Genomic DNA, 14849 nt, shown 5'->3' on the forward strand with positions numbered 1-14849 from the left:
GTCGGAAGCGATCTGATTATGGTACACTGTCAAAAGATGTCCAACCACATTATACCACGATCTTCCACCAACACTTAAATAGGAGGAGTATCCGATGCGCACATCCGGAAGACTGCTCTGGCGAATGGCAGGTCTCTTGTCCTTTGCTTCCTTTTTGCTGTTTGCGACTGGATTTGTTCTTGCCCTCGATCCTCAGCAGTTGGCTCCCGCCCGAGCCACAGCACCATCTCAGACACCGCAGAAAACATCACCCCTGCCAGCTGAAGGAGTGCACAAAATCGTCGCCCTGGGTGACTCTCTCACTCGCGGAGCAGGCGACGCCAACGGTCAGGGCTATGCAGGCCTCGTCCGTCAGGCACTGGAGAAAAAGCTCGGAACGTCCATCACGTTCTCCAATCTCGCCATCAACGGACAGGAATCCACCGATCTGGTCAAGCAGCTGTCACAAGAGCAAGTCAAATCGCTGCTAGGTGAAGCCAACCTCGTCTTGTTCACCATCGGCGGGAATGACATGTTCCGGCAAACGGGTGGTCTCTATACCATTGACAAAGAAAAATTGGCCGCGGCTACCAAGCAGCTCACGACCAATTATGAAGAAGTGATCAAACAAATTCGCACAGTCAATCCCAAAGCGACGATCGTCTACACGACGCTGTACAATCCGTTTGGCGACACGGAAGCCTCGGTCGATACCATCAAACCTGTGATCGACTGGAACTACACCGCATCCCAGATCGCCGCGAAATACTCGAATGTGATCGTCGTTCCTACCTACGATTTGTTTGTCGGCAAAGAGAAATCGTATCTGTACACGGATCATTTCCACCCGAACACCGCAGGTTACGAGCGAATGGCGGCACGTGTGGTGCAGGCGTTAGAGTGAGTTGGTCCGCGCGTAGTTAATCGACTTGCCAGTGCTTGTGATATAGGCACGCTGGCCGGCCCACTGAAAGACGTTGCTGACCATCGAAAAGGCTGCAACGACGAGGAACAAGGTCGTTCCCCCGTAAGCTGCGAGCAAAACGCCACCCATCCATGGTCCGATAAACTGTCCCACGCTGCTGAAGCTTTTCGCTCCATAGTAGCTGCCTCGCATTCCTTCCGGCGCCATCCGGTCAATCAGTACATCCCCGGAGGTAAAGGTGAGAATTTCGCCAAACGTGAAAAAGACCATGGCGATGATGAAGATGACCCACGAATTGGCGAAGGCGTAGCCGATATCGCCGATCGCGTACATGACGTTCCCCACAACGATGGCTGTGAGGGGCGTCTTTTTTTCTGCCCAGGTCGTGAGCGGAAGCTGCATGACTACGACGACGATGGCATTGATGCTCATCAGGATCGCAAACAATTCTGTCCCGTTTGCTACGGCCATCTCCGCGAATTTAGCCAGCGTCGATGACATCTGTGAGTAGCCGATCGCTCCCAGCATCCCGGCGATCATATAGAAGCGGAACGCCTTGTCGTTCACCACGACACTGAAAGCACGTCTAAACGTGATGACTTCTTTCTTTTGCCCCTCGATTTTCTTGATGCCAAACTTGTTCAAGAGCCCCTGCAAGCTGATCACGTATATCAGGTAGATGATGGCGGTAATCAGGAAAGGCAGGGCGACCGATGTCTTGGCGAGCACTGCTCCAGCGATCGGCCCGACCGCTACCCCAACGTTGATCGCAGTGTAGCGAAGACTGAACACGCGAAATCGTTTTTCGGGCTCTGTCACATCCGCCATCAAGGCCTGAGACACCGGCTCGTAGAAGGATCGACAGAGACCGCCTACGATATTGAGCAGCAAAAGCACCATCGGATTCTTGCTGAGCGCAAATCCCAGAAATACGAACGTCCAGACGTAAAGGGCACCCAGCATCACTCGCCTGCGCCCGATTCGATCGGAAAGTGTCCCTGCAATAAATCCTCCCACCGTCCCTGCCAGCGGGCCAGCTCCAATCAGCAGCCCGATCGTCGCCAGATCCATATCCGTATTGTTGGATAAGTACAAAAACAAAAATGGCATGCTCATGGAGCTGGCAGCCCTCACAAACACGGTCCCGATCACCAGTGACCAAACGATCGGATGAAACTCCTTTAACATCGTCGTGACCCTACCCATATTCTCTCTCTCCTCGGCAACTGTTCTGCTCTCTGTGTCTTCCCGAACAGACGCTCTGTGATGTACTCATTGTAGAGAGGAGGAAGGGGTTCGTCAATGAGCATTCAAAATTTTTGGATTATGAAAATTTTCTATGAGGCTTACCAATATTTCGATAATAGCCAATCAAAATAAAAAAAACCGGGCATTCACCCGGCTCTCTTTACAGCTCAATCTCGATATGATCGATGATTTCGCCTTTCTCATTCCATTTTACGACGCGATAGACGGCGTCATGGTAAAACGTAAACCATGCTCCTTGCTCGATCCCGCTCTTGATCCACTGTTCCTTGGCGAAGATGGATGTCATCGGATAATCGTCGTACGCCATCACCCACAGAGGGTTATGGTGAGAATGCGTGGGCATGATGTCGGCGAGATGCAGCACCAGCTCGCCTTCGCTCTCCATCCGCACAATCGCATGTCCCAGGCTATGTCCGCCCGTATGGTGGAGCGTAATCCCTGGCAGCACCTCGTACTGCTCTCCATAGGTCTGTACAAGCTGCTCGATTGGCCGCCAGTTATCCTCCCAGTATGTATTGCGTGAGCGAATGTTGGGCTCCTTCATTTCCGCCCATTCCTGCTCCTGCACGTAAATCACAGCGCGAGGGAAAGTGGGAACGAGCTGCCCATCCTGAACACTCACCAGACCGTTGCAATGGTCGTAGTGCATATGTGTCATCACGACGATATCGATATCTGCCGGGGTCAGCCCCTTTGCAGCTAATGCTTCAATCACTTGCGACTCTTCCTCGAGTCCAAAATTGCGCTTTTGCTTGTCCGTCAGGCGGCCGTTGCCCATCCCCGCCTCGATCAGGATTCGCTTCCCATACGCTTCTACGAGAATGGGGTCCGCTCTCAGCGGAATTTGATTGAGTTCATTGGACGGATATTTTTTGCTCCACAAAGGTTTAGGTACTACACCAAACATCGCACCCCCGTCGAGCTTTGTGAGACCGCCTTTTAACCAAGTAAGCTGAAATGCACCTACACTCCATTCATTCAACTTCATATCCACGCCTCCTACATCTATGCCATCATTATGCCGCGATGAGGCAAAGCAAAAAAGCACTCCGCTCAGAGTGCCTTACTGCTTCACTGCCACACTTACGGTTCGCGTCGCCGGAGCTATTTCCAAAAGGACCTCACTAGAGACTGCTTGCACAGTTACATCGGATTCCGAGCGTCTATGGTGGAGAACAAGTTGGGCTACTTTTTCATTTTCGCGATATACGCTGATCAATGTCTGCAGGGGGTTTGCACTACCGCCTGCGATCATCTTAAAGCCCGGGGCAATGGTAAACGTCCAGCCTTCCACCTCCATTATCGGTGAGAGCGAGTATAAGAAGTGACGTTTTCCAAGCAATATGCCGTTATGATTCATCAAGGCGAGTGCCCCCAATCAAATGAATTTGAACAATATGCTATTATTTTGCAAGAATTTAAGTACGTTGAAAAGTCTTTCGACAAAACTTCTTATAAGGTGACATCTCATTCCATCATACACTACACCGCGTATTTTCGGAATAAAAAAACTTCTGCCACGCGAAAGAATCAGATGGCTCTGCCGACAAGGGCCCCTTCGTAGATCGCCCGCTTGGCATCCAATTCCCCCGCCTCCTTGGCTCCACCGATCACATGGACAGGCAGGCGGCCCTGCAAGGCATGGAACAGACTGTCATTGGGGGTCGCTCCGGCTGCGATGATGACGGTATCCGCCTGTACCAGCTGCTCCTGCTCCTGATTGCGAATGATGACGCCCTCTGCAGTAATTTCCTTGTAGTCGATCTGCGTCACCATTTCCACACCGTGACGCTTCAGATTGGCCAGCACTGCCCAGCGTGTCGTCTTCCCGAGCCCTGTCCCTACATGCTTCCCGCGCCTCAGCATGAACACTTTTCTGCCGCTATGCGATAGCTGGTGCATCGCTTTGGCATCGAGTATCCGATACTCCAGCAAATACTGGGCTGATTGTGGCGAGATGGGTTGATCCTGCACCAGCAGATGAGACAGGTCGCAGGCGATTCCTCCAGCACCCACGATTGCCACGCGGCGTCCGACCTTTGCCTTTTTTTCAAAGACGCGGTCATAGCTCACGACATGCGGCAGATCGACTCCCGGAATATCCGGTCTACGAGGATTGACTCCTGTCGCGACAACCACTTCCTCAAATCCTTCTTCAATCAATGAATCTGCAGTTGCTGCCATCTCCAGTCTGACTTGGACCCCCATTTGATTCAGCTGGGTCTTGTAGTAGCGCAGCGTTTCATTAAATTCCTCTTTGCCCGGCACTTGCCTTGCGTAGTTGAGCTGGCCACCGATCTGGTTTTGCTTTTCGAAAATGACGACCTGATGACCCCGCTCCGCCAGAACGCGTGCCGCTTCCAGTCCGGCTGGTCCCGCACCGACGACCGCCACTCTCTTGCTTACCATTGCAGGCTCCAGCGCCCATTCTTTTTCACGGCCTACGACTGGATTGACCATGCAGGATGCGACCTTGCCATCAAAGATGTGGTCCAGGCAAGCCTGATTGCACGCGATACAGGTGTTTACCTCATCGAACTGACCTGCTCTGCTTTTACGGACGATCTGCGAATCTGCAAGGAATGGACGCGCCATCGACACCATGTCACTGCGCCCCTCGGCGATGATCGCTTCTGCCTGACGAAGATCGTTGATCCGATTGCTGGCAATCACCGGTATCCTGACCGCCTCTTTGATCTGCTGCGCTACCCACACGTACGCACCTCGGGGCACCATCATGGCAATCGTAGGCACTTTCGACTCATGCCAGCCGATCCCCACATTGAGAGCGCTTACACCTGCTTGCTCCAGCATCCGCGCGAATTGCAGCGTCTCCTCCATTGTCGTGCTATCCGGCATCAGATCAAGCCCTGACATGCGGAAGATGACAGGGAAATCTGGCCCCACTGCCGTAATCACTCGCTTCGCCACTTCGATCCCAAAACGTGCCCGCCGAGCAAAATCCCCGCCCCAGTCATCCTCGCGTTTGTTGGTGACCGGAGACAAAAATTGATTGATCAGGTACCCCTCTGATCCCATGATTTCAACTGCGTCAAAGCCTGCCCGTATGGCTCGTGATGCTCCATCTGCGAAATCCTGAATGGTCCTTTCGATTTCCGCAGGATTCATTTCGCGCGGTTTATGGCGATTAATCGGTGCTTGCAGGGCAGATGGTGCTACCGACTCGACTCCTGTAGCCTCTTGGTGGGCATAGCGACCGGCATGAAATAGTTGCAGAGCAATCTTTCCCCCCGCTTCGTGAACAGCTGCTGTGATGAGGCGAAGGGGCTCCACATGCTCATCCAGATACACGTTGCAGTACGCATCCCCCATACCGCCTTCCCGACAGACTGCAGCCCCTCCTGTGACGATCAGACCGACCTCTCCACTGGCCCGTTCCGCATAAAAGGCAGCCAATCGTTCGACTCCATCCTCCAGCTTCTCAAAGCCAACGTGCATCGATCCCATCAGGACCCGGTTGGGCAGCATCATCGGCCCGATTTGAATGGGTTCCCATACTTTCGATACTTCCATCCTCTGTTTCCTCCTTGCCTATTTGCGAGTGAACATTCATTCATTTTTCATTGCTTCTCTTTTCTTCTTCGTTCCTTCAAATTCCTCCCTTTGTTTGAAACATTGCGAAAACGGCTTGTTCTCATGCATCCTTTATGAAAAAAAAGCTCGGGAGGCTATCCCCAAGCTCTTTAAACAAGGATGTTCCAATTTCTCATGCGTCCAATCGAACCAATTTCCCCAGGTCAGCAGCAAAACGTTCCAGCGTATCCGCGAATGCCTCTGCCTCCTCTTTGGTCCCCGGCTCCTGCACCACAAAGTGATAATCGAGCACCTGCACTTCCTGGGCAGGCTTATCGGGTTCGATATATCTGCGTTTTTCCGTGAGCGAGATCTCCGGGATCAGCATTCTCGCATGCTCCCACAGCTGGCTCACATGCGCAGCTGTCCTCGCTCCTGCATATTCGACCTCTACTTCCACTTCGCAGCTGTTTTCTTCCGCCAGCTCAAAGAGATGTATCGTGGCTACGGGCTTGCCCTCTTCTTCCGCTCCCGCAAAGGTGAGAATGATTTCCCGAATTTCTTCTTCCTCCACGAGGGATTGATCCGAGCGCAGGATCACATCGATTAAGGTTCCATGTTGGGATAATTGCTCATTTAGTTGTTCCACCATAAATTGCAGCACGTTGTTCGGCTCCTCCTGTTACTTGGTTGCTCTCTTAGCAGTATACCATGCGGGGGAAAGCCACGAAAAACCCCTTCACGAGGAAGGGGTGGGCGTGTTGTTCATATTTTTTTGATTCATAAATTCAGATAGCCACGCTCTGCGAACTTCCTTGTTTGGACAATACCCTAAAATATAACTTTCTCCGCGCATGTATTTTTCCTTGATCCACTCTTTATGCTTACGGAAAAAGGCGTGTTGGAAATCAATCGGCATCTGCTGATATTCTTCCAGTGCTGAGGGGTTCTGGAGGAAAAAATCTTCGTCATACACAAACTCTTCATTTTGTTGGCGGCTGATCAGGTACACGAAGGCAATCACCAGGAACAGATTCACCAAGAAAATTGTCATCCAAAATCCCTCCAGTCGAGTGCTATAATTATCAGATTAATCTGTCTTATCAGCATATTATTATTGTACCATGTTTTTGGTGTTTTCTAAACCTTTCCTTTTACTATTTTATATAAAAACTTTTTTCGGATAAGTATAGCTGACCAATATAAGATGAAAAAGACACCCGCTTTATCGAAAACGGGTGTCTATCCTTGTCAAGAACTGCTATTCGAATTGTTTGTGTTTGCATCCTGGACTGGAGGCTGGACAATGTCTGGCGGAGGTGTCGTCCCTGCATCAGTCGCGGGTGGTGTGGTTCCTGACGGTACGGTTGTCTCAGGGGGTGTCGTTTGTCCTGGCTGCCCTGGACTGACTACATCAGGCGGAGGTGCATCGCCACCATTTGTCACAGGCGCTTCTGCCACTTCCTCTTGTTCTTTCGGCTCATCAGCCTGAGGCTTCTGCTTGGTCACCGACTGTGCCGCAGACTGTGTGGTTTTCTTTTTCGTCGTTGTCTTGGTGCTGCTGGAAGCCGCTACTGCCGATTCGCTGGACCCCAAAATCGGAGAATTGTTCAGCTGGGCGACCACATTGTCTTTGACGCCCATTTCCGCTTGCAGTGACTCACGCACCACTTCCAGCTTTTCTTTCTCCAAAAACGTGTAGCCGCCTTGCCAGTAGGCACCGTTATCCAGAGCATTGACCATCGATGCACTAAAGCCTTTGAAGTCAAAAGCAAGTCCTTTGATTTGGTCTTTGGACAGGTCCGTATGTATGTTTTTCGCTCCAACATCCATGATGTTAAAGACTTTCGTCAAACCTTCCAGCGAGCCCGCTTTATCTACGACCGCTTTGATGACCTCTTGCTGACGGCGATTGCGGTCAAAGTCACTGGAGTAATATTTGGTTCCGCGGTTGTCATGACGATGGCGGACATACCCCAAGGCTTGTTCTCCATTGAGGGTCTGCAAACCCGGGCTCAAGTTGATGTGCGTATCGTCTGTGGGATCATCGTAGACCAGCTTGCGGTCCACATTCACTTCTACACCGCCCAGCTCGTCGATCACGGCTTTGAATCCATCAAAATCGACAGCTACATAATGCTCAATGGGAATACCCAAAATTTCATTGATGGTCTTCTTGGTCAGTGAAATACCGTCTTCCGTAGGCGTCTGGTTGTTGCGCTCTGCCTGACGACGCTCCGCTTCACCATTGGCATATACGGAATTGATTTTGTGATAGTCGCGGTAGCCTGGGATCTTCACTCGCGTATCCCGGGGAATCGACACCATCGTCACTTTTTTCGTGGATGGGTTGGCTACTGCAACGATCATCACATCGGTGTTCATCGAGCCCGTCTCTGGACGGCTGTCTGATCCGAGGATAATAAATGACATCGGCTTGTCATTGTGATATTCAGGATCTGCATTTTGGGAAATATTCGAAACAAAATTGTCTTTGGGCTGTGTCACCGTATTTAGAGTGTCGTCAATTTTCCAATAAATCGCTCCCGCCACACCCCCGACCAGGATCAGGGCAAATAAGCTCAGGAACACCACGATTCTGCGAAGCCTGCGACTACGTCCCGTCTGCTTCTTGCGGGGAGCGGAGGCGCGTTGTCTCGTAACCTTCTCAGGCATATGTATCAGTCTCCTTGTTCGCGCACGCTTTTTGAAATGGTAAAAAGGAGGCACGATTTTGAACAGTGCCACCAGGCTTGATGCACTAATATTTTCTTCAGATGGTAATACTCTGATTACGGTATTGTAACATACCATTGTCTGCATTTGTAGAAAAATGTTACCTGCACGTAAAAACCCCTATCTTTTTGTCGACAGGGGTCTTCTGTGTGCATGCTATTGCAAACCGCGCGGCGCCTGGCTGAATCCCTGGACAGGACCCTCGGGACGCTTTTGGGTGGAGCGGTGAGAATCTCCTCCCTGACGAACGTGGCTCTCTTGTTTTCCGTTTACATCATTTGACTTCTTTTCCACGGGTGCACTCCTCCTTGTATGTGAAGCTACCCGGTAGTGTTCGTCAAGGCACCCGCTCTCATACCATTAATGCATCTCCCGCGGTGTATTGGTGACCTGCTTGGAAGCGAATACCTCTTTTCTCAACAGGAACTCGTTTATGTCGTACATGCCTTTTTTCTGTACGCTCATTTCCGCCAGAGCAATCCCGTAAGCAGCCTGCTCTTGCAGGAGAGATGTCTTGTCTTGGGCAAAGATGACGCCGGCAGCGAACGCGTCTCCGGACGTCTCTCGAATCGGGAATGGAGGGGCGGGCAGCCACAGCTCTCCTGATTCATTGCACAAGCAAATGCCAGCTTCACCGCAGACCACCATGACCTGGGTAATGCCTCCCGCAACGAAAGACTGGGCACATTTCTCCACGTCTTGATAGGAGTGAAGTGTTTGGCCGCTCATTGCCTCCATCTCGTCGATGCTCCCGACCAGCGCAAATACTCCCTCCAGCTTGCCCCGCCATTTTTTCGCCTTTTTGACGGAAACCGGGTCAGCGATCACTTTTTTCCCTTCGCGCTTTGCTTCGATCAATATCGCTTCCATCACAGGCACGGGAAGGTTGGCATCCAGAAATAGGCCTGTCGCCTCCGGGATCCGTTTGCAGACGTCACGGACCATCGAGTCGGTCCACGCCTCATTGATGGCCATATCCGATACAGCCGTGTACAATTCACCATCCGTATCACGAACAGCCAGATAGCGCCCAGTCGAATTGCCTGGCACTCTCTTCATCCCGTGAGTCGCAACACCGCTGTCTGCAGTCACCTGCCTCAGCCATTCGCCATCCGGATCTTCTCCCACCAACGCGTATAAATGGACCTCTTCTCCCAGCCATCCCAGATATTCCGCCACGTTGCGCGCCACCCCACCTGCCGCTTGATGGACGATACCCGGGTTACTTGTCCCAGGGAGCAATCTGGCTGACGTGACCCCCTGAACATCCACATTGGCGCCACCCACGCATAGCCAGTACTGTTTGATCCCCTCCAGCATACAAGCACCCCTCCCTGACGATTGCACACGGTTATGTTCTTTACTCTCTTTCTCTCTTTTTCGACAACAGCCAAACAATTCCTACTCATTTGCGAAGATCCTTCGTCATTTCTTGTTTATTCCCTACCTCCATATGGCAGTGTTACAGGGATGACGTATTGCGATTTCCGTGCTAAAGTGAGTACGAAACTGTTAACTAGGAAACAGTCCGATCTTTTTAAAGAAGAAAAACGATGTACGTTTTTCGCACAAAAGTAATGGAGATGAACCATATGAGCGCCACATCTACCCCCATTCATGCTTCACCTGGAGCGACGGCAGCTCCTACCGTGTATCGAATGCTGTTTGCAATCAGTGTCGTTCATTTACTGAATGACAGCTTGCAATCCGTGATACCGGCACTCCTGCCAATCCTGGAAAAGAACCTCGCTCTCAGCTTTACGCAAGTCGGCCTTATTTTGTTGGTCATGAATCTAACCTCCTCTGTCCTGCAGCCCGTCGTCGGTTACTTTTCCGATCGAAAATCACGACCATTCCTGCCGCCCATCGCTTTACTGGTATCGGGACTTGGCATGCTTGCCCTCGCGTTCGCCGGTAATTACATGCTTGTGTTGCTCGCCGTCGCCTGCGTCGGGATCGGGTCCGCTGTCTTCCATCCAGAAGCTTCCCGTTTCGCTCATCAGGCTTCCGGTGTTCGCAGAGGCTTGGGTCAGTCAATCTTTCAGGTAGGGGGAAATGCAGGTCAGGCGCTTGCACCTCTGATGACCATTTTGATTTTTGCCAGTCTGGGTCAAAATGGAGCCAAATGGTTTCTCCTTCCTGCAGTCATCGCCAGTGGCGTACTGCTTTACGTCGCACTCTGGTACCGCGGTCAGCAGCGATTGAAAAAGGCCGCATCCGCTGCCGTCTCCTATACGCACCGCAAACAACGAATGATCGCACTTGGTCTGCTCGTCCTCATCGTCAGCGTCCGTTCTTGGATGAATGCCGGTTTCCAAAGCTTTTATCAGTTTTATCTGATGTACGTCAAAGGAGTCGAATACTCCCATGCCCAAATAGTCGTCTTTGGATTTTTGATGGCAGGTGCGATCGGAACGTTTTTGGGAGGACCGCTATCTGACCGGTTCGGGAAACGCAACCTCCTGATCATCTCGACCCTTGGTGCCGTTCCATTGACGATTCTGACGCCGTATGTATCTGGGATCTGGGTTTATCCGGTTCTGTTCTTAAGCGGTTTGATCATGCTCTCCAGCTTTTCCGTTACCGTCGTGTACGCGCAGGAATTGCTGCCAGGTCGCATCGGGACTGTGTCCGGTCTCATTACGGGTCTCGCATTCGGCATGGGCGGCATGGGCAGCCTCGTGTTCGGTTCTCTCGCGGACATGTTCGATTTGACCTTTGTCATCACCCTCTGCTCCCTGCTGCCTCTCGTGGGGATCCTCGGGTTCTTCCTGCCCAAGGATGAAACCGTACGCGAATGGGCTCGCACTTAGCACCATCCACACAAGCAACAAAGGGGCCATCCCACAAAAGGGTGCCCCTTTTTCTTTTTGACGAAAAAAGGGTGTCCCTCCCGCAGCTTGCGCTACAGGGGACACCCTTTCTCATTTACACCAGAACGCTAGTCGGTATGCCCAACAGGAGGGCTACGACGGGCGGATACAGCTCAGGAGTGCCAAAGACCTTCCAGCTGCCGTCTTCTGTCTGTCCGAACAGCCCTGCGATCATCCAATCCGGAGCCAGTGCCTGTCCGGTATCTGCCGAAAGCGATAGTTTGATCGTTTCTCCATTGGAACGCTTGGCAATCCACCCGTTCTTGTCTGGCTCGAGGAGCATGAGAGTCTCTTCTGCCAGCTGGGTGAGGCCATTCGTGTTTCCAAACAAATTTTGGTTCGCTTCCTTTTCCAGCACCCCGTGCAAACGGTAGGCTTCGGGAAGCGTCTCCTTCAGCTCGGCAAACAGCGGCTGCGTCTCGGAATGAAGACCCGCTACCCCCTGCTTGTCCAGCCATTTGAAGAACGCGGTCAAAACAGACAGCAGATTCGCCGCCAACGTCTTGGTCGTGGCATCCGCACGAACGAAAATATCATGGACCAGGAAGTATACGAGATCTTCCTTGCGCATTTGGTCCCACGTAAAGGTCGGGCCAAACGCTCCGCGCACAAAGGAGCGGAAGTTGTTCATGACCTCATCGTACTTTTTGACAGTGGCTTCAGACTTGCCATCTGTCATCTCCTGCACAAAACGGTTCATGTCTGCCAGTCGTTCCGGATGGACGGTATACACACTCTCCGGCAATCCTTCAATCAACGGGCGACGCAGCAAATTGTTCACATGCAGGTCTTTATTTTCGAGTGCCAAACGAGGACGGAGCATATCCATGCGAATGAATCGCGCCAGACCTTGGCCCAGTTTGTTGTCCTGTTCCATTTGTTCCATGAGGCTTTGCAGCTTGTGGTGCAGCTCTTCATTGTCCGATGCCGCAACCAGGATCGGAGCGAGATCGTCCAAAGCTTCATGTGGAGTGACCAGCCATTTTTCAGCAAAGTACGTTTGAACCGCCCATTGCAGCACTTTTGGTGGCAATGTCGGCTGACTGGTGATAAACAGCGTACCTTTGGAGAGCTTGGAGCCCGTCGAGGTCAAGACGTTGATTTCTTCTTCTCCCGCACTTGGGTGAAGCTGCAGCAGATCCGCTACTTCATCCAGCTGAGGCGCGTAGCCTTCCAGCATAACCTTATCATCCTGGATGAGGACTTCTGCCTGCACCTCGTACAATTCGAGCAGAGCACCCTTTAATGCCGGGAACAAATGCTCTTCCTTGCGCGTCGCATACACCCAGATCTCGCCAGCTGCATCTTTTCGCTTCAGCTCAAAGGAACGAGTCGCTTCCATATCCTTGATCAGCTGATCGCGGCTTGCAAGGGAATAGCTGCGGCGGAGCAAAGCTTCCGCTGCTTTGACTTGGTCTGCCCCTTCATCGCCAAACTGGACGATAAAACGGTACAAGTCTGTCGTGTACACACGTTTTGCCGTATCGTTTGCCGCCTCTTGCACCTCTGGATGATCGTGGAGCCATTCCAGCATAGGCTGCTTGACATGTGGCTGCAGAATAATGCTGCCCGAAAACAGCATATCGCGAAGACCCAGGTTCAACAAACGACCTACGATGACCTGGCCAGGCTGCACCTGCAGATTGTTGGATCGCAGCAAGTAATGTGTTTCAAGGCTGATCGGCTGTTGCACGGTCAGTACATCACGATCCACTTCCATGACTTCGTACACGTTCAAGTGAAGATGTGCAAAGGCACGACGAAGATCTGGCTCCATTCTGCGGCCATGCTGCTTCACATAGTTCTCCAAGAGCGTACTGCCGCCTGTTCTCACATCCAGCACACACCAGTTGAAGAAGTGAGCAGCCCATTCCGGACGCATCACACTTTCTTCTGGGAGGCCAACCTCGTCGGCAAAGCGGCTGCGTGCTTCCGTGATTACCTCGCTCGTCACATTTGCACCCACAAAGTGGTTCAAACGTTCAACCCAGCCAGCGTATTCCTTCTGCAGCTTTTGCTCGTGGCGGCTGCGCAGCTCCGTGATCGGAGTGACTACACCGCAGCATTTTTTGTATTTTTTCCCGCTCCCGCAGGGGCACAATTCGTTTCTTCCAACAGACATAGAGGGTTTGGATCTCCTTTCCATCCCACGCGGCATGCGCGGGGAATCCTGCACAATCCCCCTATTTTACCGCATTATTCTTCAAGTGTTCAAGTGTTCTCGTTTTGATTCATGTACGATACCCACATCGCCGTTGTTTTCCCACTGGTTGATAAACTGCTCCAGACGGTTCATCAGCCGGACGATGCGCTGCTTCTCGCCCATGCATGCAGATATAGCAGAGAGCTGATTGGTGGTAAAAAGCCGGACCACTTCCTGCTCCATTTCCTGAAGCCGAATCCGATAACCCGCGATGACTTCGCGCAGCAAGGCAAACCTCTGCTCCAACCGGATCGTAGCCTCAAGCTTACTCATTGTTGTTCACTGGTAGCCAGCACCTGTTGGATGCCGAGTACGATCTGCTCATGCTTATGTTTCTCTTTCATCAGAACTTCTATAGCTTGCATATTGCTTTGTTGAAAATGGCTCACCACTTCCTGAGACATTTCATTTTGGCGAGTTTCCAGACGTTCGATGGCTTGCTGCAACAGCTCCTGAACCTCTTGCAAAACCTGGATATCAGTGACGTTACTCATTGTCTTTTCCTCCTTAGGGTTAAATGATTCATGATGTTCTTCCAAAAGCTGCACGGTTTGTCCCGATTCGGTCAGATCTTCTGCTGTTTCTTCCTCGGTCTTCGCTATCGTTTCGGAAGCGGCGGTGACGGCAATTTCCATTTCCGCCGACTCTTCTTCATTTGGCTCTTCACTGCGAACAATGATGTAAAGGCGTTCTCCGTCAATCCGGAATCGATCATCCAGAACGGGGAGGAAGGCTGCATCGGCAGCAATCCCTACTTCCTGCTCCAAAAAGTGGACCAAGGAGCGCGAAGTCACCTGCGTGATGCCATTGTCACGGCAAAACTCGAATACTTGATCGTTGCCAAGCGTCCATTCAGCCAGGAACCAGCGCGGATCGCCTTGATACTGCACAAAGCGCGGATCCTTATCCAATTGCAAGAGCCGTTGGATTTGATTCCAGCCAAATTGCGTTTGACGACGAAGCTCTGCCACGATCTGGTCCATTTTCTTAGGTGTGAGGGTGTCTCGCAAAAAACGGTACGCCAGATCGAACAACTGGTGCGGTTGGTAGGTCAGTTCCACAATCGCGTCAGAGCTCCCAACCCGAACGGGTGACTGCTCCAGCTCCAGCACTTTATCGAGAAGTGCGGCACTGTCTAGATTCAAAAAAGCATTCAGCTCGCTTACTTCCATCCGGGAGCAGATCTCTGTTCGGGGGAGGGAGCGCTCACCGGACCGAAATACCTTTTTTACAATGCTTGGTAGGGTATAGGTTGGCCGTTTCATGAACTTTCTCCTTCTCGTGACCGGCATTGTTTGCCAATCAAATGGGAATCAAAGAGTTATTCTAC

13 protein-coding genes are annotated in these 14849 nt (G+C 51.8%); 2 read left to right on the top strand and 11 right to left on the bottom strand.

Annotation, left to right across the window (positions count from 1 at the left end):
- The first annotated feature begins 94 nt into the window (after positions 1-94).
- On the top strand, positions 95-883 hold the full coding sequence (locus tag JNE38_RS21085) for a GDSL-type esterase/lipase family protein (RefSeq protein ID WP_203353119.1): 789 nt from the start codon (positions 95-97) through the stop codon (positions 881-883).
- On the opposite strand, the gene JNE38_RS21090 is transcribed toward JNE38_RS21085, so the two are convergent.
- The 8 genes from JNE38_RS21090 to JNE38_RS21125 all read right to left on the bottom strand — a co-directional run bounded on the left by JNE38_RS21090 (position 875) and on the right by JNE38_RS21125 (position 9763).
- Positions 875-2110 (bottom strand): MDR family MFS transporter, encoded by a 1236-nt coding sequence (locus JNE38_RS21090; protein ID WP_238933405.1) that lies wholly within the window; start codon positions 2108-2110, stop codon positions 875-877. The two genes, JNE38_RS21085 and JNE38_RS21090, sit on opposite strands and share 9 nt — an antisense overlap.
- 202 nt (positions 2111-2312) lie before the next feature.
- Positions 2313-3161, bottom strand: coding sequence for a YtnP family quorum-quenching lactonase (locus JNE38_RS21095; protein ID WP_203353120.1), 849 nt, complete (start codon positions 3159-3161; stop codon positions 2313-2315).
- Positions 3162-3703: 542 nt separating this feature from the next.
- Positions 3704-5707 carry an FAD-dependent oxidoreductase gene (locus JNE38_RS21100; protein WP_203353121.1) on the bottom strand — a complete coding sequence of 668 codons (2004 nt, stop codon included), beginning with the start codon at positions 5705-5707 and terminating at the stop codon, positions 3704-3706.
- A gap of 193 nt (positions 5708-5900) precedes the next feature.
- Positions 5901-6371: a hypothetical protein gene (locus JNE38_RS21105; protein ID WP_203353122.1), complete on the bottom strand. Its 471-nt coding sequence runs from the start codon at positions 6369-6371 to the stop codon at positions 5901-5903.
- Positions 6372-6446: 75 nt separating this feature from the next.
- Positions 6447-6761 carry a hypothetical protein gene (locus tag JNE38_RS21110; protein WP_007717017.1) on the bottom strand — a complete coding sequence of 105 codons (315 nt, stop codon included), beginning with the start codon at positions 6759-6761 and terminating at the stop codon, positions 6447-6449.
- 197 nt (positions 6762-6958) lie between these two features.
- Positions 6959-8383: an LCP family protein gene (locus JNE38_RS21115; RefSeq protein ID WP_203353123.1), complete on the bottom strand. Its 1425-nt coding sequence runs from the start codon at positions 8381-8383 to the stop codon at positions 6959-6961.
- A gap of 216 nt (positions 8384-8599) precedes the next feature.
- A complete protein-coding gene (locus tag JNE38_RS21120) occupies positions 8600-8737 on the bottom strand; it encodes a hypothetical protein (RefSeq protein ID WP_169791936.1) in 138 nt (45 codons plus the stop codon).
- 66 nt (positions 8738-8803) lie between these two features.
- Entirely contained in the window at positions 8804-9763 is a 960-nt protein-coding gene (locus tag JNE38_RS21125; protein ID WP_203353124.1) for a carbohydrate kinase family protein, read from the bottom strand.
- Positions 9764-10035: 272 nt separating this feature from the next.
- On the opposite strand from JNE38_RS21125, the gene JNE38_RS21130 reads away from it, so the two are divergent.
- Positions 10036-11256 carry an MFS transporter gene (locus JNE38_RS21130; protein WP_203353125.1) on the top strand — a complete coding sequence of 407 codons (1221 nt, stop codon included), beginning with the start codon at positions 10036-10038 and terminating at the stop codon, positions 11254-11256.
- Between the two features lie 115 nt (positions 11257-11371).
- Here the strand turns inward: JNE38_RS21130 and JNE38_RS21135 are convergent, their stop codons facing one another.
- The 3 genes from JNE38_RS21135 to JNE38_RS21145 form a co-directional block, all read right to left on the bottom strand.
- Positions 11372-13438 (bottom strand): YecA family protein, encoded by a 2067-nt coding sequence (locus tag JNE38_RS21135; protein WP_203353126.1) that lies wholly within the window; start codon positions 13436-13438, stop codon positions 11372-11374.
- An 81-nt stretch (positions 13439-13519) separates the two neighbouring features.
- Positions 13520-13792 (bottom strand): hypothetical protein, encoded by a 273-nt coding sequence (locus JNE38_RS21140; protein WP_203353127.1) that lies wholly within the window; start codon positions 13790-13792, stop codon positions 13520-13522.
- Positions 13789-14784: a hypothetical protein gene (locus tag JNE38_RS21145; protein WP_203353128.1), complete on the bottom strand. Its 996-nt coding sequence runs from the start codon at positions 14782-14784 to the stop codon at positions 13789-13791. Before JNE38_RS21145 ends, JNE38_RS21140 begins: the two co-directional genes overlap by 4 nt.
- Between the last annotated feature and the right edge of the window lie 65 nt (positions 14785-14849).

This window comes from Brevibacillus choshinensis (genome assembly GCF_016811915.1).
Lineage (GTDB): Bacteria > Bacillota > Bacilli > Brevibacillales > Brevibacillaceae > Brevibacillus > Brevibacillus choshinensis_A.

Bases quoted from the DNA above. Each gene is read 5' to 3' on its own strand.
- JNE38_RS21145 (WP_203353128.1), bottom strand. From the start codon at position 14,784: ATGAAACGGCCAACCTATACCCTACCAAGCATTGTAAAAAAGGTATTT.
- JNE38_RS21135 (WP_203353126.1), bottom strand. From the start codon at position 13,438: ATGTCTGTTGGAAGAAACGAATTGTGCCCCTGCGGGAGCGGGAAAAAA.
- JNE38_RS21130 (WP_203353125.1), top strand. From the start codon at position 10,036: ATGAGCGCCACATCTACCCCCATTCATGCTTCACCTGGAGCGACGGCA.
- JNE38_RS21085 (WP_203353119.1), top strand. From the start codon at position 95: ATGCGCACATCCGGAAGACTGCTCTGGCGAATGGCAGGTCTCTTGTCC.
- JNE38_RS21115 (WP_203353123.1), bottom strand. From the start codon at position 8,383: ATGCCTGAGAAGGTTACGAGACAACGCGCCTCCGCTCCCCGCAAGAAG.
- JNE38_RS21090 (WP_238933405.1), bottom strand. From the start codon at position 2,110: ATGGGTAGGGTCACGACGATGTTAAAGGAGTTTCATCCGATCGTTTGG.
- JNE38_RS21140 (WP_203353127.1), bottom strand. From the start codon at position 13,792: ATGAGTAAGCTTGAGGCTACGATCCGGTTGGAGCAGAGGTTTGCCTTG.
- JNE38_RS21110 (WP_007717017.1), bottom strand. From the start codon at position 6,761: ATGACAATTTTCTTGGTGAATCTGTTCCTGGTGATTGCCTTCGTGTAC.
- JNE38_RS21100 (WP_203353121.1), bottom strand. From the start codon at position 5,707: ATGGAAGTATCGAAAGTATGGGAACCCATTCAAATCGGGCCGATGATG.
- JNE38_RS21095 (WP_203353120.1), bottom strand. From the start codon at position 3,161: ATGAAGTTGAATGAATGGAGTGTAGGTGCATTTCAGCTTACTTGGTTA.
- JNE38_RS21125 (WP_203353124.1), bottom strand. From the start codon at position 9,763: ATGCTGGAGGGGATCAAACAGTACTGGCTATGCGTGGGTGGCGCCAAT.